Origin of the sequence: Streptomyces sp. NPDC088097 (genome assembly GCF_044741845.1) — a bacterium.
Lineage (GTDB): Bacteria > Actinomycetota > Actinomycetes > Streptomycetales > Streptomycetaceae > Streptomyces.
The window spans coordinates 92,122-110,598 of sequence record NZ_JBIUTJ010000016.1; the positions used below are offsets into that span (position 1 = coordinate 92,122).

Genomic DNA, 18,477 nt, shown 5'->3' on the forward strand with positions numbered 1-18,477 from the left:
GCCGGTCGCGGTCGTGTTCACACCGATGGCCCCGGCTGCCACCCTGACCCCATGGACAACGATCTCTCCCGGCTCCTGACGGCCCTCGGCGAAGGGCTGCCGCCCGAGGCCCTCCTGACCGACCCTCAGGTGACCGCCTCCTACGCCACCGACATGGCGAGCTTCTGCGAAGCCGGCACCCCGGCCGTCGTGGTCCTCCCCAGGACCGTGGACCAGGTCCGGCACGTCATGCGCACCGCGACCGCCCTACGGGTCCCCGTGGTCCCCCAGGGCGCCCGCACGGGCCTGTCCGGCGCCGCCAACGCCTCCGACGGATGCATCGTGCTGTCGCTCGTGAAGATGGACCGGATCCTGGAGATCTCCACCGTCGACCGGATCGCCGTCGTCGAGCCGGGCGTGGTCAACGCGGTCCTCTCGCGGGCCGTCGCCGCACAGGGCCTGTACTACCCGCCCGACCCCTCCAGCTGGGAGCAGTGCACCATCGGCGGCAACATCGGCACCGCCTCGGGCGGCCTGTGCTGCGTCAAGTACGGGGTCACCGCCGAGTACGTCCTCGGGCTCGACGTGGTCCTGGCCGACGGGCGGCTGCTGAGCACGGGACGGCGTACCGCGAAGGGCGTCGCCGGCTACGACCTGACGCGGCTGTTCGTCGGATCCGAGGGCAGCCTCGGGATCGTGGTCGGGGCCGTCCTCGCGCTGCGGCCGGCTCCGCCCCGCCAACTGGCGCTCGCCGCCGAATTCCCCTCGGTCGCCGCCGCCTGCGAAGCCGTGTGCGCCGTCATGGAGGCCGGCATGGCGCCCTCGCTGCTGGAGCTGATGGACCGCACGACCGTCCACGCCGTCAACGCCCTCACCAGGATGGGCCTCCCGGAGAGCACCGAGGCGCTGCTCCTGGCCGCCTTCGACACCCCCGACGCGCCCGCCGAACTCGCCGCGGTCGGCGAGCTGTGCATGGCCGCCGGCGCCACCGCCGTGGTCCCCGCCGAGGACCAGGCGGAGTCCGAACTCCTGCTCCAGGCGCGCCGGATGGCCCTCGTCGGCCTGGAGGCGCTGCGGCCCGCGACGATGATCGACGACGTGTGCGTGCCCCGCTCGCGCCTCGCCGAGATGCTGGACGGCACGGCCGCCATCGCCAAGGAGCGGGACCTGCTCATCGGCGTCTGCGCGCACGCGGGGGACGGCAACACGCACCCGATCGTCTGCTTCGACCCGGCCGACGAGGACGAGGCCCGGCGGGCCCGCGAGTCCTTCGACGAGATCATGGCGCTGGGCCTGTCCCTGGGCGGGACGATCACCGGGGAGCACGGGGTCGGGGTGCTCAAGAAGGAGTGGTTGGCCCGTGAACTCGGCCCGGTCGGCCTGGAGATGCAGCGCAAGGTCAAGGAGGCCTTCGACCCGCTCGGACTGCTGAACCCCGGCAAGCTCTTCTGAGCCCGTCGGCCGCGCGGATCCCCACGGGGCCCTGACGTGCGGCGTTCGCGCCGGTGCCCTCACAGGTCGCCTTCCGCGGACTCGTCCGAGGGCCACGGATCGCGCAGCCACAGGTCGTCGGCCGGGGTCGGGGCGAGCAGCTCGGCCAGCGCCGCGTCCAGCCCGAGCCGCTCCGCCTCGGTCCCGGGCGGGACCACGCGCAGGGTGCGCTCCAACCAGGCCGACACGGAGGCCGCCGGGGCCTCCAGCAGGGCGTCGCCGTCGGGGGAACTGAGGGCCATGCACAGAACGGCCTTGCCGTCGATCTTCGTGGGCCAGATCCGGACGTCTCCGTGGCCGCACGGGCGGAACACCCCTTCGACGAGCAGCTCGCGGGCGAAGGTCCAGTTCACCGGGGTGCTGGAGCCCGTGTGGAAGGTGACGTGCACGGCGTAGGGGTCGTCCGTGAGGTAGAGCAGCCTGGCGGGCACGGGGATGCTGCGCTCGGGGGACAGGACCAGCTTCAGTTCCAGTTCGCGCTCGATGACGGGGTGGTGCACGGCGGCCTCGCTTCGGTGCGTTCGCTTCCTGTGCGGGGCCGGGACGGCCCCACACCGGAAGAGAGCTCCGGAGTGCCCGGGTATGACGCGACTTCGGGCGCCGATGTCGAGGTTGGCCGAAATAAGTTGACCGGCCGAAAACCGCCGGACGGGTCGAGGTTCGCCCGAAGGCTTGGAATCTCCCGTTACCGGACCTGTCGGGCGGGGGTTCTTGGCTATGGTCCTCCCCTTGGGTCCTCCCCTGCACAAGCCTCAAGCCACGATCGGAGTTGGGGACATTGACGGCCTCCCCTGGTGACGGCGAGCACGCGGCCCGCGAGGGCTACTACCCCGATCCGTCCATCCCCGGGTACGTCCGGTACTGGAACGGTGCGTCCTGGGTCCCGGGTACGAGCCGTCCCGCGGCCCCCGCGCACGAGACGGGCCCGGTGTTCCTCGACCAGACCTCCGTGACCGAGGCCCTGCCCGACCCCGCGCGAGAACCGGCGGCGCTGCCCGACCGGATCCCCGAACCGCTGCACGCCCGGACGCCGGGCGGGGCGGGCTGGCAGGCCGATCCCGCACACCAGGCCGGCTTCGGGGGCCCGCGCGACGTACGGGTGTCCTGGGGCGGCCCGGCGGAGCCCGAGGCCCGCCCGGCCCTGGCTTCCGTCCCCGCCCCCGCCCCCTCCCCGGCTCCGGCCGCCTTCCCGGCTCCCGCCCCCTCCCCGGCTCCCGCCCCCGGCAGGCCCGCGGCGGCTTCCGCGGCGCCCGCGGGGGCGCCCGCCGCGGCCGGCTCCCGGCGGCTCCCCGCGCAGGCGTCGGCGGAGAGCGTGGGCATCCTGTCGGCCCGCCCGCCGGCCTGGCCCGAACCCGCCGGGGGCAGCGGGAGCGGCGGCTCCGGCCTGACCGCCGCCTGGCCGGAGGCGGTCCCCTCGGCGGCCTCCGCCATGGCCCCGGCCCCGATGGCCCCCGCGTCACCGGCCCCGACGCCCCAACCGACGCCCCCGGCGGCGGTGTTCCCGCCGGCGGCCCCGCCCGCCCCCGCCCCGGCACCCCCGAACCGCCCGGAAGCCCCGCGCCCGGAGGCCCCGCGCACCGAGGCCCGACGTCCGGAGGCCCCGCGCACCGAGACCCCGCGCCCGGAGGCGCCGCGCACCGAGAGGTCCCGCGCGGACGTGCCGGCCGCCGACCCGGATGCGGGGAGGGCGGCCTCGGAGCCGGGTGCGGACCCGGGGTCGCGGCCCCGACCGGAGCCCCGTCGCACGACCACCCCGCGCGCCGTCTTCGAGCGGATGGCGGAGCGCGCCGTGAGCCCCGCCGGGTTCGTCCGGCGGGGGCTGGCCCGACTGGTCGACTCCCTCGTCCTCGGCGGGGTCGGCGCCGCCGTCGCGCTGCCCCTCGTGCCCGGGGCCACGGCCCACGTGGAGGCCAAGGTCGAGGCGGCCCGGGCCGGCGGGCGCACCACCACCGTGTGGCTGCTCGACGCGACCACCCTCGGGGACATCGGCCTCGTCCTCGGCGCCGTCCTGCTCTTCGGGGTGTTCTACGAGGCGCTGCCCACCGCCCGCTGGGGTCGCACCCCGGGCAAGAAGCTGTTCGGCGTGCGCGTCCTCGCCACCGCGACCCTGCGCCCGCCACGCTTCGGCGCGGCCCTGCGCCGCTGGCTGGTGTACGCGCTGCTCGGCCTGCCGGGCGGGCTCTGGTGCCTGGTGGACCGCCCGCGCCGCCAGGCCTGGCACGACAAGGCGGCGCGTACGTACGTGGCCCGCCAGGCCGACTCCTGACGCCCTGACGGGGGTCGTTCCCCCGAACGGACCCGGTCCCGTTGCGGCTTCGCGCGCCCCGGGTTCGACTCGGGCCATGAGCACCGACCAGCCGCCGCCGGGCCCGCCGCCCGAGGACGATCCGTTCCTCAAGAAGCCCCAGGAACCGACGCCTCCGTCGGGCGGTTCACCGTACGGCTCGCCGCCTCCCCCCTCCGGCGGCGGGTACCCGCCGCCCCCGCCCCCCGGCGGCTCCGGTGGTGGGGGGTTCCCGCCTCCGCCGCCCCCGCCTCCGCCCCCCGGGGGTGGATATCCGCCCCCGCCGCCCCCGTACGGCGGTGGCGGTGACCCGTACGGCGGTGGGGGAGGCGGCTACGGCATGCCCGACCCGCTCGCGGGGATGCCGCCGCTCGCGGACTTCGGCAAGCGGCTCGCGGCGCGCGTCATCGACCTGTTGATCGTCGGAGTGCCGCTCTTCCTGATCCAGCTGCCGTTCAACCGCAACCGCTACGTGGTCGACACGAACAACGGCGAGGACGTCACCGAGGTCGTCACCAAGTCGTACAACGGCACGGGTCTGATCTGGACGCTGATCTCCATCGTGGCGTACGTCGGTTACGACTGGTGGTTCACGAAGAAGAACGGACAGACGCTCGGCAAGAAGGCGATGGGCCTGCGCGTCGCGATGCTCAACGACGGCGGTGTGCCCCGGTCCAACGCCGCGCTCACACGTGCCGCGGTGCTCTGGATCCCGACGCTGATCTGCTGCTTCTGCCTGTGGCCGTTGGCGCTGATCGTGTCGATGCTCGTCGACAAGCCGTACCGGCAGGGCCTGCACGACAAGGTGGCCAAGACCGTGGTCGTCAGAGCGACCTGAGGCCGCCGGGCCGACCCGTCCGCCGGTCCGTCGGGACGGGCACGGGCGACACGAGCACCACACGCGGCACACGCACCACACGCGCGGGCGATCGTCCCTCCGGGGTACGGTCGCCCGCACCGCTGTGTCCGCTCAGTGGTGGACCGGGTGTTCGGCGGGCGCCTGCGCCTGGTGCGACTCGGCCACCCGGGCGTTCTCCGGAGCGGACGCGGGCTCGGCCACCGTCGCGGGCTCGGTCCGCCGGGCGGCGGCGTGCCGGCCGCGGCGGCGCGGGACGGGCACGGTCAGGGCGACCAGCAACCCGAGGGCGAGCGCGGCGGCGGAGATGAAGGCGACGCCGAATCCCGTGCTCGTCTGCGAGAGCAGCAGCATGGCGATCGTCGAGACGACGACGGTGGCGGAGCCGTAGGCGAGCTGAGCGGCTGTCGGACGCGGCATGGCGATTTCCGTCCTCGAGGCGGGGAGGGGGAGTCGGCTCAACAGGTCGCGCGTCAAGTGACTCTACGACGAGATGCCCGAGCGGAACCACAAGTAAGCGTGACCTCACCCACGGTGCCGGTGCACGGGGGGCGCACAGGGTCACGTGGTGGCCCGTCAGGAGGCCGCAAAGGGGGAGGAAACGGTGCCATTCACCTGCCGTGGACGCTCCGTGGGCGCGGCGTGGACGCGCCTTGGGTGCGCCTTGGACGCTCCGTCGACCGCCCGCCGAGCCGTCGTGCAGGCGCCCCCGACGGGGGGTCGTTCGCCCCGGTTGGGCCGGATGGTGGTGAACGTCCGAATACCGGAACGGGCTGACCGCATAGTGCAGTTGTAAGGAACAAGTCAAGGTCTGTCTTTTCTCTCGACTCTCCGGTCAAATGTCGTCACTTGAGACGCGCGCCGCGCGGAACCCCCCGCTCCAATGGAGACGTTCCGACCCTTCGTCGCGGCCGCGGGAGGGGAACGACGTCAAGTGACCAGCAATTCCGCCAGAAGGCGTGCCCTGCGTACCGCCGCCGTCGGCGTCACGATGGCCGCGACCGCGGTATCCGGCGCCTTCATCACGACGGCCCAGGCCGAGGTTCAGGGCTCTCAGGCCCCGGCCGCCGACCGCCAGGACCCGACCGCTCCCTCCAAGGAGCAGGTCCAGCACGACCTCAAGGGCCCGTTCAGCGAGCAGCAGGCCCAGCAGCGCAAGGCAGCACTGGACCAGGTGCTGTCGGGCAAGAAGAACGTCGAGCAGCGCGGCGCCTCCAAGGTCGTCAAGCTCGACGACAAGAAGTACGTCGAGCTGGGCCGCGAGAAGACCGACAAGATCTTCACGATCCTCGTCGAGTTCGGCGACCAGGTCGACAGCACGACCATGTTCGACCCGGACGGCCCGAACGGCCCCCAGCCGCCGGTGCCGAAGTACGGGGGCACCCCCGGTCCGCTGCACAACCAGATAGCCAAGCCGGACCGTGCCACGAACAACAGCACGGCCTGGCAGAAGGACTACAGCCGTCAGCACTTCCAGGACCTGTACTTCGCCTCGGGTCAGGGCAAGGAGTCGCTGAAGACCTACTACGAGAAGACCTCCTCGGGTCGCTACTCCGTCGACGGTCAGGTCGCCGACTGGGTCAAGATCCCGAACAACGAGGCCCGTTACGGCTCGAACTACTGCGGCCAGACCAACTGCTCCAACGTGTGGGACACCGTCAAGGACGGCGTCACCGCGTGGGCGGACGCGCAGAAGAAGGCCGGCAAGACCGACGCCGAGATCAAGGCGCAGCTGTCCCAGTACGACCAGTGGGACCGCAACGACTTCGACGGCGACGGCAACTTCAACGAGCCCGACGGCTACATCGACCACTTCCAGATCGTCCACGCGGGCGAGGACGAGTCGGCCGGTGGCGGCGTGCAGGGCACCAACGCCCTGTGGGCGCACCGTTGGTACGCCTACGGTACCGACGTCGGCAAGACCGGCCCGGCGGACAACAAGGCCGGCGGCACCCAGATCGGCAGCACGGGCATCTGGGTCGGCGACTACACGATGCAGCCGGAGAACGGCGGCCTCGGCGTCTTCGCGCACGAGTACGGCCACGACCTCGGCCTGCCGGACCTCTACGACACCTCCGGTGGCGGCGAGAACTCGGTCGGCTTCTGGTCCCTGATGTCGGCGGGCTCCTGGCTCGGCGCGGGCAAGGACTCCATCGGAGACCTCCCGGGCGACATGACGGCCTGGGACAAGCTCCAGCTGGGTTGGCTGAACTACGACAAGGCCAAGGCCGCGACGAAGTCCACCCACAAGCTGGGCGTCTCCGCGTACAACACCAAGGACAAGCAGGCGCTGGTCGTCGAGCTGCCGAAGAAGCAGGTCAAGACCGACATCGTCGCTCCCGCCGAGGGCTCCTCGCAGTGGTGGAGCAACATGGGTGACGACCTGAAGAACACCCTCACCCGGTCCGTCGACCTCACCGGCAAGACCTCCGCCGCCCTGTCCCTCAAGGGCTGGTGGGACATCGAGGCCGACTACGACTTCCTCTACACCGAGGTGTCCACGGACGGCGGCGCCACCTGGACCGCCCTCGCCGGCACCGCCGACGGTGCGGCCATCCCGGCCGACGCCTCGGGCAGCCCCTCGCTGACCGGTGTCTCGGGTGCCTGGAAGAACCTCAACTTCCCGCTCGACGCTTACGCGGGCAAGAAGGTCGACCTCCGCTTCCGCTACCAGACGGACGGCGGCGCGGGCGGCAAGGGCTTCACGGCCGACGCCGTCAACCTCACCGCGGACGGTGCCACCGTCTTCGCCGACGGCGCCGAGAACGGCGACAACGGCTGGACCGGCAAGGGCTTCTCCCGCGTCGGCGCCGGCTTCACCAAGGACTACGCGCAGTACTACCTCGCGGAGAACCGTCGCTACGTCTCGTCCGACCAGACCCTCAAGGTCGGCCCGTACAACTTCGGCTTCGCCAACACCAAGCCGAACTGGGTCGAGCACTACCCCTACCAGGACGGCCTGCTGATCTGGCTCTGGGACACCTCCCAGAAGGACAACAACACCAGCCAGCACCCGGGCTCCGGTCTGATCCTTCCGATCGACGCCAACGCCAAGCCGATGAAGTGGTCGGACGGCACCCTGCTGCGGAACAAGATCCAGCCGTACGACGCCACCTTCAGCGCGTACTCGACGGACGCCTTCACGCTGCACAAGAACGGCGAGTCGCTCTTCGTCAAGCCGAAGCCCACGAACCTGGTCTTCGACGACCACAAGGGCAAGTACTTCTACGACGAGAACCCGACCGGCTCGGTGAAGGTCGCTGACACCAACACCAAGATCAAGATCGCCAAGGAGACCTACGACGGTCTCGAAATGACGATCGAGGTCGGCCCCGCCGCCAAGTAATTCGGTAAAGCCGCAGGTCAAAGCATGATCGGCCGTCGCCCCTCTAGCGGGCGGCGGCCGATCGCGTTTAGATGCGGGTGCACGTTTTCCTATTGACGGGGGAGATGAAGATCATGCCGGGTGGAGGATTCGTCAGACTGCCGGGCGGGAGCGTGGTGGTCGCACTCACGCTGCCGCGCCCGCCCTCGGGCGAGGTGGTGGACGGGGTCGCAGACGGCGGAAGCGTCCGGGTGCTCGTCCACGCCGCGAACCGGGCCCGCGCCCTGACCAGGCTGCGGAACCTCGGGATGCGGGCGGTCTACCTGCGCGGCAACGCCCAGCCGCCCACCCCGGACGAGATCACCGCCGTCCTCCACCATCCGGACGGCCTCCTGTGGCGCTGCGCCCCGGACCGCGCGGAGGAACTCTGGCATCCCATCCGCGCCCTCCTGCCGGGGGCCTAGGCCGTCTCTTTCGGCCTAGGGCCGCCTCTGGGCCCCGTGGGGGGTGCGGGGGCGCGCGAGGGGCCGTGGGCGGCTCCGCCGGGCTCCGGGCCCTTCGTGGGCTACGGGCGGAGTTCGCCGACCAGGGTGACGCCGGCCGCGCGGAGGTCCTCCAGGGCGCGGGCGGCGGTGTGCGGGGCCACGGCGGCCGTGAGGTCCAGCAGGACGCGGGTGGTGAAGCCCGCGCGGGCCGCGTCCAGGGCCGTCGCCTTCACGCAGTGGTCGGTGGCGATGCCCACCACGTCCACCTCCGCCACTTCCCGCTCGCGCAGCCACTCGGTCAGGCCCGCCCCGTTCTCGTCGGCGCCCTCGAAACCGCTGTACGCCGCCTCGTACGCGCCCTTGTCGAAGACGGCCGCGACCGCGCCGGAGGCCACGGCGGGGGCGAAGTTCGGGTGGAAGCCGACGCCCTCGGTCCCGGCGACGCAGTGCACCGGCCAGGAGGTCTCGTAGTCCGGCTCGGCCGGGGGGCGGGCGAAGTGGGAGCCCGGGTCGACGTGGTGGTCGCGGGTGGCGACGACGTGCCGATAGCCGGGGCCGCCGGCCTGGCCGATCAGCTCGGTGATCGCGGCGGCGACATCGGCTCCGCCGGTGACCGCGAGGCTGCCGCCCTCGCAGAAGTCGTTCTGTACGTCGACGACGATCAGTGCGCGGTGCATGTCGGTGCCCTTCGGTTCGGTGGTGTGCGGCGGCCCCGGCGCGAGCGGCGGGCCCCGCCCGGGGCTCTTCCCCCGCCCGGACCCGCCCCGAAACGGGCGGTGGGCCCGGGCCCGCGCGCGGCGCGTGCGGGGGTCAGACGTACTCGGTCGGCAGGACCGCCTCGCCCCGCGAGAGCTGCGTGGCCGACAGCGGCAGGTTCGCGCGGGCCGTGCGGTGGCGGTCGCGGGCGGCCTCCAGCGGTTCGCGCGCCACCACCTCGCCCCCCTTGACCAGCTGCGTCAGCAACTGGTGGCCGGCGAGCGCGGCCGGCACCGGTCCGGTGCCGATGACCTCGGCCTCGGCGGTCCCGTCGGCGTCCACCCGTCGGGCGGCCCACTTGCGGCCGCCGATGGAGGTCTTGCCGCCGGAGGACTTCTTCGCCACCGGTGCGAGGGGGGCCTTCGGGTCGGCCGAGGTGGCCCGGGCCACCAGCTTGTAGACCATCGAGCAGGTCGGGTGCCCGCTGCCGGTGACCAGCTGGGTGCCGACCCCGTACGCGTCCACCGGCGCCGCCGCCAGGGAGGCGATGGCGTACTCGTCCAGGTCGGAGGTGACCACGATCCGGGTTCCGGTGGCGCCCAGCTCGTCGAGCTGCTGGCGCACCCGGTGCGCGACCAGGAGCAGGTCCCCGGAGTCGATGCGGACGGCGCCCAGCTCCGTGCCGGCCACCTCGACCGCGGTGCGGACGGCCTCGGCGACGTCGTAGGTGTCCACGAGGAGGGTGGTGCCCGAGCCCAGGGAGGCGACCTGGGCGGTGAAGGCGTCGCGCTCGCTGTCGTGCACCAGGGTGAAGGCGTGCGCGCTCGTGCCGACGGTGGGGATGCCGTACCGGAACCCGGCCGCCAGGTCCGAGGTGGAGGTGAAGCCGCCCACGTACGCGGCCCGCGCCGCCGCGACGGCCGCCAGCTCGTGGGTGCGCCGGGCACCCATCTCGATCAGCGGGCGCCCGCCGGCGGCCGAGGCCATCCGGGAGGCGGCGGCCGCGATGGCGGAGTCGTGGTTCAGGATCGACAGGATCACGGTCTCCAGCAGCACGCACTCGGCGAAGCTGCCCTCGACGCGCAGGACGGGGGAGCCGGGGAAGTAGACCTCCCCCTCCGGGTAGCCCCAGATGTCACCCGAGAAGCGGTAGGAGGCCAGCCAGTCGAGGGTGCGCATGTCGATGACGGCCCGCTCGCGCAGGAACTCCAGCACCGCGCCGTCGAAGCGGAAGTTCTCCACCGCGTCGAGCACCCGCCCGGTCCCCGCCACCACTCCGTAGCGGCGTCCCTCGGGCAGCCGTCGGGTGAAGACCTCGAAGACCGAGCGTCGGTCGGCGGTGCCGTTGGCCAGCGCGGCCTGCAACATCGTGAGCTCGTAATGGTCCGTGAAGAGCGCTGTCGACGGCACGTCCACCGGCAGGCCCAGGTCCGCAGGGTTCATGACACGGATGCTAGCGCACATCTCGTCAAAGTGACGAGATGTAGGGGCCCGTTTGTGCGACGGGCCCCCCGCAGTGGCAGCATGGGACAAGTGAGTGTTGCTCCCATTGAGATCGAACGCACCGAATCGGCCGAAGAGACCTTCGCGGTCCCCGAACCCGACGTCCCGTGGGTGACCCTGGTGCACAACGACCCGGTCAACCTCATGAGCTACGTGACGTACGTGTTCCAGGCGTACTTCGGCTACCCCAAGGACAAGGCGACCAAGCTGATGATGGACGTCCACCACAAGGGCCGGGCGGTGGTCTCCAGCGGTAGCCGCGAGGAGATGGAGCGCGACGTCCAGGCCATGCACGGCTACGGCCTCTGGGCGACGCTCTCCCAGGACCGCAACTGATGGGCGGCGTGTTCGAGCCCCTCAAGGGCGGCGGCGGGGCGGCCATCGCGCTGGAGGAGATCGAGATCTCGATCCTGCGCTCCCTGGCCGTGCAACTGCTGGAGCTGATCGGCCCCGGCGACCCGGAACCCGCCGCGGACGCCGACCCGCTCGCCGTCCTCTTCGCCTCCGACGGCCCCACCGAACCCCCTTCCGACCCGGCGCTGGCCCGGCTCTTCCCCGACGCCTACGGCGGCCCGGACGCCGGACCGAAGGAGGACCCGGAGGAACTGCGGGCGCGCTCCTCGGAGTTCCGCCGCTTCACCGAGAACGACCTGCGCAGCCGCAAGCGGGAGGACGCCCTGGCCGTCGTCCGCAGCCTCGACCGTCTCACCCCGGGCGGCGACGGGGCGGCGGTCCTTGAGGTGACCGGCGAGCTGCCGCTGCGCTGGCTCGGCGCCCTCAACGACCTGCGGCTGACCATCGCCGCCCGGCTCGACATCACCGAGGACGACGAGAGCGCCGTGCTGTTCCGGCTCCCGGACGACGACCCCCGCAAGCCGATGGTGATGGCGTACCTCTGGCTCGGCGGCCTCCAGGAGACGCTGATCGAGACCCTCTGACCGACCTCGGGGCCGGCTCCGCGCCGGCTCCGTCCCGGCCGCGAGCCTCGTCGCGGCTTCCTCAAGGGCGTACGTCGTTCGCTCAGCGGACGCTCAAATCCGGATAACGATCAGATCACCGCCATGCGGTGATCTGATCCCTCTCGGGACCTATGTCCCGATTTTTTTATGCCCTGCGCCACATTTTCACCCTCAAGTCACCGGTAGGGCCGTGATAAATCTTCACGACTGCCGCCGGGACGCCACCCATGTCCCCCGGCCCGCTTGAACCGGCTGATCGCCGGCGTGCAACTCCATCCGTATCCGGGGGGATCGAGGACCCGATCCGCAGCCAGTGACGGCGCGGGTCGGCGTGGAGAAAGGCGCACCAAGACATGACCTCCGTACAGGTCGAGCAGCACGACAGGACGCCCGACGAGGGCGCGCAGGGCGAGGGCGGCGAGGGTTACCACCGCGCGCTCGGAGCCCGCCAGATCCAGATGATCGCGATCGGCGGGGCCATCGGCACCGGCCTGTTCATGGGCGCCGGCAAGGCGATCTCCAAGGCCGGACCGAGCTTGATCCTGGCCTACGCCATCGCCGGACTGGTCATCTTCTTCATCATGCGGGCCCTGGGCGAGCTGCTCATGTACCGCCCCGTCTCCGGTTCCTTCTCGGACTACGCCCGAGAGTTCCTCGGCCCGTTCTGGGGTTACGCGACCGGCTGGACGTACTGGCTCTTCTGGGTGGTCACCGGCATCGTCGAGGTGACCGCGGCGGCCAAGTACATGTCGTACTGGACCGACGACAGCTTCCCCCAATGGGCCTACGCCCTGATCTTCACGGTCATCCTGTACCTGGCCAACCTGATCTCCGTGAAGCTCTTCGGCGAGCTGGAGTTCTGGTTCTCGATGGTCAAGGTCACCGCCATCGTCGGCATGATCCTGATCTGCGCCGGCATCCTCACCATCGGGTTCTCCGACGCCGCCGACACCGCGAGCGTCTCGAACCTCTGGAACGACGGCGGCTTCTTCCCCCACGGCATCGGCGAGACGCTGATGACCCTGCAGATCGTGATGTTCGCCTTCCTGGCGGTCGAGCTGGTCGGCGTCACCGCCGGCGAGTCCAAGGACCCCGAGAAGACCCTGCCCAAGGCCATCAACACCGTGCCGTGGCGCATCGCCGTCTTCTACGTCGGCGCGCTCATCATGATCATGTCGGTCATCCCCTGGTCGAACTTCAAGGCGGGCGAGAGCCCCTTCGTGCTGGCCTTCGAGAAGATGGGCCTCGGCGTCGGCGCCGCGATCGTCAACTTCGTCGTCCTGACCGCCGCCCTGTCCTCCTGCAACTCGGGCATGTACTCCACCGGCCGCATGCTGCGCGACCTCGCGCTCAACGGCCAGGGGCCGAAGTTCTTCACCAAGCTCACCAAGAGCGGCACCCCGCTGATCGGCACCAGCGTCTCCGCCGCGCTGATGCTGGTGGGCGTCTGGATCAACTACGTCGCCCCGGGCAAGGCCTTCGACTACGTCGTCTCCTTCGCCACCATCTCCGGCATGTGGGCCTGGATCATGATCCTGGTCTGCCAGATCCGCTACCGCGCCAAGGCCGACCGCGGCGAGCTGCCGCAGTCCTCCTTCCGAGCCCCCGGCGCCCCCTGGACCAGCTGGTTCGCCCTGCTGTTCATCGGCATGGTCATCGTGATGATGGGCGTCGACAAGGACTCGCGCGTCTCGCTGTACTGCGCGCCGCTGTGGGGCCTGATCCTCGGCGTCTCCTACCTGGTCCTCAAGAAGCGCAACCCGGCGGGCGCGGCCTTCAACAAGGCCTCCGACAAGATCTCCGCCTAGAGCCCGGGCCCCCTGGGGCCCGCTCCGGCAGGGTTTGCGGCCGCCTCCCCGGCCGCGCGCCCGCCCCCCCCGGACCGTGAGTCCCGGCCGCCTGCCACGGCCGGGAACCACGCCCCGAGAAGCCCCGTGTCCACCATGCGGGCCCGCCCGTACCACTCCTCGGTACGGACGGGCCCGTCTGCTTATCCTGTCGCTCATGCTGACCCTCACCCAGGACCTGTACGACCGGATCGTCGAGCACGCCCGCAAGGACCACCCCGACGAGGCGTGCGGGGTCGTCGCCGGCGCCGCCGGCACGGACCGCCCCGAGCGCTTCGTGCCGATGCTGAACGCCGCCCGCTCGCCCACGTTCTACGAGTTCGACTCGAAGGATCTGCTCAAGCTCTACCGCGAGCTCGACGACCGGGACGAGGAGCCCGTGATCGTCTACCACTCGCACACCGCCACCGAGGCCTACCCCTCGCGCACGGACGTCACGTACGCCAACGAGCCCGGCGCGCACTACGTGCTCGTCTCCACGGCGGACCAGGACGGACTCGGCGAGTTCCAGTTCCGGTCGTACCGGATCGTCGAAGGCGTGATCACGGAGGAAGAAGTACGGGTCGTGGCGGCCTACTGACCAGTATGTGAGCGGGATCCGTCCACGATGCGGGATCACACTCCAAACCGGGGACCGGGAATCGTTAACATGACCGCATGGTTTCCCACGACGTGAGCATCGAGACGCCCGGCAGGCTGCTGCTCGTGGCGCGGCTGCACGTCGACCTGTGCCGCCTCGCCAGCGCCATCTGTCCCGCCGCCTGAGCACCACGGCCCCTCCGCGCGGGCCGTCACGACCGTGCGTCCAGACGTTTCCTTCGCCTTCTCCGCCCTTCTCCGCCCCCTTCACGACACTGGAGCCAGCCATGGCCATCGAGGTCCGCATCCCGACCATCCTCCGCACCTACACCGACGGTGAGAAGGCCGTGAACGGCGAGGGCGCCACCCTCGCCGACCTGTTCTCGGACCTGGAGACCCGCCACAAGGGCATCCAGGAGCGCATCGTCGACGGGGCCAAGGGCGGCGAGCTGCGCCGCTTCGTGAACGTCTACCTCAACGACGAGGACGTCCGCTTCCTCTCCGGCATCTCCACCGCGCTCAAGGACGGCGACAGCGTCACCATCCTCCCGGCCGTGGCCGGCGGCTCGAAGTAATGCGCTACGACTCCCCGCTCGCGGCCGTCGGCAACACGCCGCTGGTCCGCCTGCCCCGGCTCTCGCCCTCCGCCGACGTGCGGATCTGGGCGAAGCTGGAGGACCGCAACCCGACCGGCTCGATCAAGGACCGCCCCGCGCTCCACATGGTCGAACAGGCGGAGAAGGACGGCCGCCTGTTCCCCGGCTGCACGATCCTGGAGCCCACTTCCGGCAACACGGGCATCTCGCTCGCGATGGCCGCGAAGCTCAAGGGCTACCGGATCGTGTGCGTCATGCCGGAGAACACCTCGCAGGAGCGGCGCGACCTCCTCGCGATGTGGGGAGCCGAGATCGTCTCGTCGCCGGCGGCGGGCGGCTCGAACACCGCGGTCCGCGTGGCCAAGGAACTGGCGGTGGAGCACCCCGACTGGGTGATGCTCTACCAGTACGGCAACCCGGACAACGCGGGCGCCCACTACGCCGGAACCGGCCCCGAGATCCTCGCCGACCTGCCCTCGATCACCCACTTCGTGGCGGGCCTCGGCACGACCGGCACCCTCATGGGCGTCGGCCGCTACCTGCGCGAACACGTGCCCGGCGTGAAGATCGTCGCCGCCGAGCCGCGCTACGACGACGTCGTGTACGGCCTGCGCAACCTCGACGAGGGCTTCGTCCCCGAGCTGTACGACGCCTCGGTCCTCACCACCCGCTTCTCGGTGGGCTCCGCGGACGCAGTCACCCGTACCCGCGACCTGCTCCGCGAGGAGGGCATCTTCGCGGGCGTCTCCACGGGCGCGGCCCTGCACGCGGCGATCGGGGTGGGCCGCAAGGCGGTGGCCGCGGGCGAGAGCGCCGACATCGTGTTCGTCGTGGCCGACGGGGGCTGGAAGTACCTGTCGACCGGCGTCTACACGGCGGCGACGACGGAAGAGGCCATCGAGGTCCTCCACGGTCAGCTCTGGGCCTGATCCCGGCAACGGGTGAGGGGCGGGTCGGATCGAGGGAGACGTCGGGTCGGGTCGGGCCGGTGAGCGGGTCGGGTCGGGGACGGCTCCGCACGGCGGAACCCCGACCCCGCACGGGCCCCCGACCCCGCGGCGGCCCGGCCGTGGTCGCCGTCCACCGCGAGTCCCCGCGGGTCAGGGGGACAGCAGCTCCGCCAGGACCCCGGCGTGGCTCGTCGCCGGGTCGCGGACGGCGGTCAGCAGGGTGATCGTGCCCGCCCCCGCGAGCTCCCGCAGCCGCGACAGCTCCGCCACCGCCGCCGGCTCCGCCAACTCGGCCTCGTACCGCCGCCGGAACTCCCCGGCGGACCCGCCGCCGTGGAACCACTTGCGCAACTCCGTCGAGGGGGCGAGCGCGCGCGGCCAGTCGTCGACCGCCGCCACCGCCTTCGAGAGCCCCCGCGGCCACAACCGGTCCACCAGCACCCGTACGCCGTCGCCCTCCGCGCCCGGCTCGGGCGGATCGTAGACGCGCCGCAGCCGGATCACGCCCCGCCCCCCAATCCCTTGACCTCGTCCCACACCGTCGGGTCCAGCACCCCCACGCGGCGACGGAACTCCCACAACGACACCTCCTGTGGCCGATCCGCCTCCAGGAACGTGCCCCGCCCGTGCGCCCCCACGGCCACGGCGCCCGGCGGCAGGGCGATCACCCCGGGGCGACGGTCGTCGTACTTCCCGGTGATCCACGCGACCCGGGCGCGCTCCCGGCGGACCCGTACCGCCAGCACCAGGCAGGCCCGACCGTCCGCGAGACACCACAGGTCACCCGCCCGCACCGGCGGCGCGGGTCCCGGCCCGTGCGGCGTCGGCGCGAGCGTCCGACCCGGCGGCGCCCGCCGGGGGACCAGCACCACCACCGCCACGGCGACCGCCGCCAGCACGGCGGGCCACCAGGACGTGTCCATCTTCCGACCGTAGTCGCGCGGCGGGCCCCCGGCGCGGCAACCCCCGTACCGCCTGTCGCTCCCCCGGGTGACAGGACAGGTGATTCCCCCCACAACGGCCTGCCGCGGAGGAGCGACCGGAGGTTTCGCGCCTTACGCTCGACCCACGCACGGCCCGCATTCCGTCCACGGACCGTCCACGGAGGTTCACGCTCCATGAAGCTCACCGTCGTCGGCTGTTCGGGGTCGTTCCCGTCCGCGGAATCGGCATGTTCGAGCTATCTCGTCGAGGCCGACGGCTTCCGGCTGCTCCTCGACATGGGCAACGGCTCCCTCGGCGCCCTCCAACGACACAGCGGCCTCTACGACCTCGACGCGATCTTCCTGAGCCACCTGCACGCCGATCACTGCATCGACATGTGCGCGTACTTCGTCGCCCGCTACTACCGGCACGAGGGCGGCCGCTGCGGAACGATCCCCGTCTACGGTCCCGAGGGCACCGAGCAGCGGCTGACCACGGCCTACGAGGACGTGCCCGACGAGCGCTCCATGAGCGAGGTCTTCGACTTCCGCACGCTGAAGCCGGGCAGCTTCGAGATCGGCCCCTTCACGGTCCGCACCGAGAAGGTGTGCCACCCGGTCGAGTCCTTCGGCATCCGCGTCGAGCACGGCGGGCGCGCGCTCACCTACTCCGGGGACACCGGCGTCTGCCCCGAGCTGGGCGTCTTGGCCGAGGGCGCCGACCTGCTGCTGTGCGAGGCCTCCTTCACACACGGCAAGGAGGACATCCCCGACCTGCACCTCAACGGCCGCGAGGCGGGGGAGTACGCCCGCGCCGGTCGGGTCGGGCGCCTGGTGCTGACCCACATCCCGCCGTGGACGGACGCCGAGCAGAACCTGGCCGACGCCCGCTCGGTCTTCGACGGCCGGACCGACCTCGCACACCCGGGCGCGGTCTACGAGGTCTAGGTCCGGAGCGGGAGCCGGGCGGAGGTCAGGTTCCCGGCCAAGGCCCGGGGCCGGGTCAAGGTCCGGGTGCGACCCCGGTCACCGCTGCGCGGACCCGGCCCGGCGACCGCCGAGGGCCATGCGGTTCCAGGTGTGCCGGCGGCCCCGGATGGCGACCGAGTACGCGTACATCACCTCCGGGTCACACATGCCCGGGATGTAGGAGTCCCCGAAGTGGTGGGCGTCGAAGCCGGCCTCCTTGGCGTTGAGCGCCAGCTGCGGCACCACGTTCGCGTGGGAGCCCTCCTGGCTGGTGCCGATCGCGCCCATCACCACTGCCCCCGCGTCCTGCACGGCCGCGACCGCTTCGGCGGCCAGCTCCCGGGTGACCCCGGGCAGGGTGCCCGGCAGCGGCATGACCACCCCGTCCGCCCCCGCGTCCACCAGCGCCGTGAGGCGGGCGGTGGTGACCCGCTCCGGGTGCCCGGCGTGGTGCATCTTCCCCGACCACAGCGCCGCGTCGTCGCCGAGCCCCGCGCGCAGCTCGGCGGTCACCCGCGCCATGGCCTCGTACGAGCCGCCCGTACCCGGGTTCGCGGTGATGCACAGCATGGCCGCACCCATGTCGATCAGGCGTTTGGCGTACTCGGGCTTGGCCCGCCGGATCTCCGGTACGTCGCCGGGCTCCAGGTTCACGCCGATGGGCCGGCCGACGACCCGGGCCAGCTCCGTGAAGGAGGTGAACTCGCCGAGCCCCGGCAGCCGCAGGCGCTCGCCGTCCCAGGCCCGCTCGATGAGGTTGAGTACGACGATGTCCGCGCCGAACGCGGCGACCAGCTCGGCGTTGTGCACCCCGCGCCCGTCCGGGTGCGGGGACAGCGCGGCCCGCTCGGCGAAGACCTCCGCGACCATCGTCCGCCCCTCGGCGGCGGCCACGGAGCGGGTCAGGGCGCGGCCGCGCAGGGCGGCGAGCTGCTCACGGTCGAGGTCGAGGATGCGGGGCTGTTCGGGCCGGTCCGGCTGGTGCGCAGGGTTCGTCATGGTTTCCACCCTAAGGACCCGGAAAAGGGCGAAGCC

At 71.9% G+C, this 18,477-nt stretch carries 20 protein-coding genes; 13 read left to right on the forward strand and 7 right to left on the reverse strand.

Annotated elements, in window-relative coordinates:
* Positions 1–51 precede the first annotated feature (51 nt).
* Entirely contained in the window at positions 52–1,431 is a 1,380-nt protein-coding gene (locus tag ACIOD1_RS30280; RefSeq protein WP_401905903.1) for an FAD-binding oxidoreductase, read from the forward strand.
* Between the two features lie 59 nt (positions 1,432–1,490).
* On the opposite strand, the gene ACIOD1_RS30285 is transcribed toward ACIOD1_RS30280, so the two are convergent.
* Complete coding sequence (locus tag ACIOD1_RS30285) at positions 1,491–1,970, reverse strand: SsgA family sporulation/cell division regulator (protein WP_365624247.1); 480 nt, start codon at positions 1,968–1,970, stop codon at positions 1,491–1,493.
* 278 nt (positions 1,971–2,248) lie between these two features.
* Here ACIOD1_RS30285 and ACIOD1_RS30290 point away from each other — a divergent pair, with 278 nt between their 5' ends.
* Entirely contained in the window at positions 2,249–3,736 is a 1,488-nt protein-coding gene (locus ACIOD1_RS30290) for an RDD family protein (protein WP_401905907.1), read from the forward strand.
* Between the two features lie 76 nt (positions 3,737–3,812).
* Positions 3,813–4,592, forward strand: coding sequence for an RDD family protein (locus tag ACIOD1_RS30295; protein ID WP_401905910.1), 780 nt, complete (start codon positions 3,813–3,815; stop codon positions 4,590–4,592).
* Between the two features lie 132 nt (positions 4,593–4,724).
* Here ACIOD1_RS30295 and ACIOD1_RS30300 read toward each other — a convergent pair whose 3' ends face one another.
* Positions 4,725–5,030 (reverse strand): hypothetical protein, encoded by a 306-nt coding sequence (locus ACIOD1_RS30300; protein ID WP_401905913.1) that lies wholly within the window; start codon positions 5,028–5,030, stop codon positions 4,725–4,727.
* Between the two features lie 571 nt (positions 5,031–5,601).
* Here ACIOD1_RS30300 and ACIOD1_RS30305 point away from each other — a divergent pair.
* Together ACIOD1_RS30305 and ACIOD1_RS30310 are read left to right on the forward strand one after the other, a co-directional pair.
* On the forward strand, positions 5,602–7,956 hold the full coding sequence (locus tag ACIOD1_RS30305) for an immune inhibitor A domain-containing protein (protein ID WP_365624411.1): 2,355 nt from the start codon (positions 5,602–5,604) through the stop codon (positions 7,954–7,956).
* Positions 7,957–8,069: 113 nt separating this feature from the next.
* Positions 8,070–8,399, forward strand: a complete 330-nt coding sequence (locus ACIOD1_RS30310; RefSeq protein WP_365624408.1) for a hypothetical protein — start codon at positions 8,070–8,072, stop codon at positions 8,397–8,399.
* 101 nt (positions 8,400–8,500) lie between these two features.
* On the opposite strand, the gene ACIOD1_RS30315 is transcribed toward ACIOD1_RS30310, so the two are convergent.
* Positions 8,501–9,097: an isochorismatase family protein gene (locus tag ACIOD1_RS30315; RefSeq protein ID WP_365624239.1), complete on the reverse strand. Its 597-nt coding sequence runs from the start codon at positions 9,095–9,097 to the stop codon at positions 8,501–8,503.
* Between the two features lie 133 nt (positions 9,098–9,230).
* Positions 9,231–10,559 (reverse strand): nicotinate phosphoribosyltransferase, encoded by a 1,329-nt coding sequence (locus ACIOD1_RS30320; RefSeq protein WP_365624237.1) that lies wholly within the window; start codon positions 10,557–10,559, stop codon positions 9,231–9,233.
* Positions 10,560–10,640: 81 nt separating this feature from the next.
* On the opposite strand from ACIOD1_RS30320, the gene clpS reads away from it, so the two are divergent.
* The 7 genes from clpS to ACIOD1_RS30355 all read left to right on the forward strand — a co-directional run bounded on the left by clpS (position 10,641) and on the right by ACIOD1_RS30355 (position 15,529).
* Entirely contained in the window at positions 10,641–10,955 is a 315-nt protein-coding gene (gene clpS / locus ACIOD1_RS30325; protein ID WP_365624236.1) for an ATP-dependent Clp protease adapter ClpS, read from the forward strand.
* Complete coding sequence (locus ACIOD1_RS30330) at positions 10,955–11,557, forward strand: DUF2017 domain-containing protein (RefSeq protein ID WP_401905916.1); 603 nt, start codon at positions 10,955–10,957, stop codon at positions 11,555–11,557. Before clpS ends, ACIOD1_RS30330 begins: the two co-directional genes overlap by 1 nt.
* A gap of 374 nt (positions 11,558–11,931) precedes the next feature.
* On the forward strand, positions 11,932–13,386 hold the full coding sequence (locus tag ACIOD1_RS30335) for an amino acid permease (protein ID WP_365624232.1): 1,455 nt from the start codon (positions 11,932–11,934) through the stop codon (positions 13,384–13,386).
* Positions 13,387–13,582: 196 nt separating this feature from the next.
* Complete coding sequence (locus tag ACIOD1_RS30340) at positions 13,583–14,005, forward strand: M67 family metallopeptidase (RefSeq protein ID WP_365624230.1); 423 nt, start codon at positions 13,583–13,585, stop codon at positions 14,003–14,005.
* Positions 14,006–14,082: 77 nt separating this feature from the next.
* Complete coding sequence (locus ACIOD1_RS30345) at positions 14,083–14,190, forward strand: putative leader peptide (RefSeq protein ID WP_311736929.1); 108 nt, start codon at positions 14,083–14,085, stop codon at positions 14,188–14,190.
* 101 nt (positions 14,191–14,291) lie between these two features.
* Positions 14,292–14,579: a MoaD/ThiS family protein gene (locus ACIOD1_RS30350; RefSeq protein ID WP_365624227.1), complete on the forward strand. Its 288-nt coding sequence runs from the start codon at positions 14,292–14,294 to the stop codon at positions 14,577–14,579.
* A complete protein-coding gene (locus ACIOD1_RS30355) occupies positions 14,579–15,529 on the forward strand; it encodes a cysteine synthase (RefSeq protein ID WP_365624225.1) in 951 nt (316 codons plus the stop codon). Before ACIOD1_RS30350 ends, ACIOD1_RS30355 begins: the two co-directional genes overlap by 1 nt.
* Before the next feature lie 171 nt (positions 15,530–15,700).
* Here the strand turns inward: ACIOD1_RS30355 and ACIOD1_RS30360 are convergent, their stop codons facing one another.
* Complete coding sequence (locus ACIOD1_RS30360) at positions 15,701–16,054, reverse strand: DUF488 domain-containing protein (RefSeq protein ID WP_401905921.1); 354 nt, start codon at positions 16,052–16,054, stop codon at positions 15,701–15,703.
* Positions 16,051–16,473, reverse strand: coding sequence for a hypothetical protein (locus ACIOD1_RS30365; protein WP_365624222.1), 423 nt, complete (start codon positions 16,471–16,473; stop codon positions 16,051–16,053). The genes ACIOD1_RS30360 and ACIOD1_RS30365 overlap by 4 nt, the downstream gene beginning before the upstream one ends.
* A gap of 195 nt (positions 16,474–16,668) precedes the next feature.
* Here ACIOD1_RS30365 and ACIOD1_RS30370 point away from each other — a divergent pair, with 195 nt between their 5' ends.
* On the forward strand, positions 16,669–17,421 hold the full coding sequence (locus ACIOD1_RS30370; protein WP_365624220.1) for an MBL fold metallo-hydrolase: 753 nt from the start codon (positions 16,669–16,671) through the stop codon (positions 17,419–17,421).
* A 78-nt stretch (positions 17,422–17,499) separates the two neighbouring features.
* Here ACIOD1_RS30370 and ACIOD1_RS30375 read toward each other — a convergent pair whose 3' ends face one another.
* Positions 17,500–18,441, reverse strand: coding sequence for a hypothetical protein (locus ACIOD1_RS30375; protein WP_365624218.1), 942 nt, complete (start codon positions 18,439–18,441; stop codon positions 17,500–17,502).
* Between the last annotated feature and the right edge of the window lie 36 nt (positions 18,442–18,477).

Excerpts from the sequence above, each read along its gene's own strand:
- ACIOD1_RS30280 (WP_401905903.1), top strand. The coding sequence starts at position 52 with ATGGACAACGATCTCTCCCGGCTCCTGACGGCCCTCGGCGAAGGGCTG.
- ACIOD1_RS30295 (WP_401905910.1), top strand. The coding sequence starts at position 3,813 with ATGAGCACCGACCAGCCGCCGCCGGGCCCGCCGCCCGAGGACGATCCG.
- ACIOD1_RS30300 (WP_401905913.1), bottom strand. The coding sequence starts at position 5,030 with ATGCCGCGTCCGACAGCCGCTCAGCTCGCCTACGGCTCCGCCACCGTC.
- ACIOD1_RS30305 (WP_365624411.1), top strand. The coding sequence starts at position 5,602 with ATGGCCGCGACCGCGGTATCCGGCGCCTTCATCACGACGGCCCAGGCC.
- ACIOD1_RS30310 (WP_365624408.1), top strand. The coding sequence starts at position 8,070 with ATGCCGGGTGGAGGATTCGTCAGACTGCCGGGCGGGAGCGTGGTGGTC.
- ACIOD1_RS30315 (WP_365624239.1), bottom strand. The coding sequence starts at position 9,097 with ATGCACCGCGCACTGATCGTCGTCGACGTACAGAACGACTTCTGCGAG.
- ACIOD1_RS30320 (WP_365624237.1), bottom strand. The coding sequence starts at position 10,559 with ATGAACCCTGCGGACCTGGGCCTGCCGGTGGACGTGCCGTCGACAGCG.
- clpS (WP_365624236.1), top strand. The coding sequence starts at position 10,641 with ATGGGACAAGTGAGTGTTGCTCCCATTGAGATCGAACGCACCGAATCG.
- ACIOD1_RS30330 (WP_401905916.1), top strand. The coding sequence starts at position 10,955 with ATGGGCGGCGTGTTCGAGCCCCTCAAGGGCGGCGGCGGGGCGGCCATC.
- ACIOD1_RS30335 (WP_365624232.1), top strand. The coding sequence starts at position 11,932 with ATGACCTCCGTACAGGTCGAGCAGCACGACAGGACGCCCGACGAGGGC.
- ACIOD1_RS30340 (WP_365624230.1), top strand. The coding sequence starts at position 13,583 with ATGCTGACCCTCACCCAGGACCTGTACGACCGGATCGTCGAGCACGCC.
- ACIOD1_RS30345 (WP_311736929.1), top strand. The coding sequence starts at position 14,083 with ATGGTTTCCCACGACGTGAGCATCGAGACGCCCGGCAGGCTGCTGCTC.
- ACIOD1_RS30350 (WP_365624227.1), top strand. The coding sequence starts at position 14,292 with ATGGCCATCGAGGTCCGCATCCCGACCATCCTCCGCACCTACACCGAC.
- ACIOD1_RS30355 (WP_365624225.1), top strand. The coding sequence starts at position 14,579 with ATGCGCTACGACTCCCCGCTCGCGGCCGTCGGCAACACGCCGCTGGTC.
- ACIOD1_RS30365 (WP_365624222.1), bottom strand. The coding sequence starts at position 16,473 with ATGGACACGTCCTGGTGGCCCGCCGTGCTGGCGGCGGTCGCCGTGGCG.
- ACIOD1_RS30370 (WP_365624220.1), top strand. The coding sequence starts at position 16,669 with ATGAAGCTCACCGTCGTCGGCTGTTCGGGGTCGTTCCCGTCCGCGGAA.
- ACIOD1_RS30375 (WP_365624218.1), bottom strand. The coding sequence starts at position 18,441 with ATGACGAACCCTGCGCACCAGCCGGACCGGCCCGAACAGCCCCGCATC.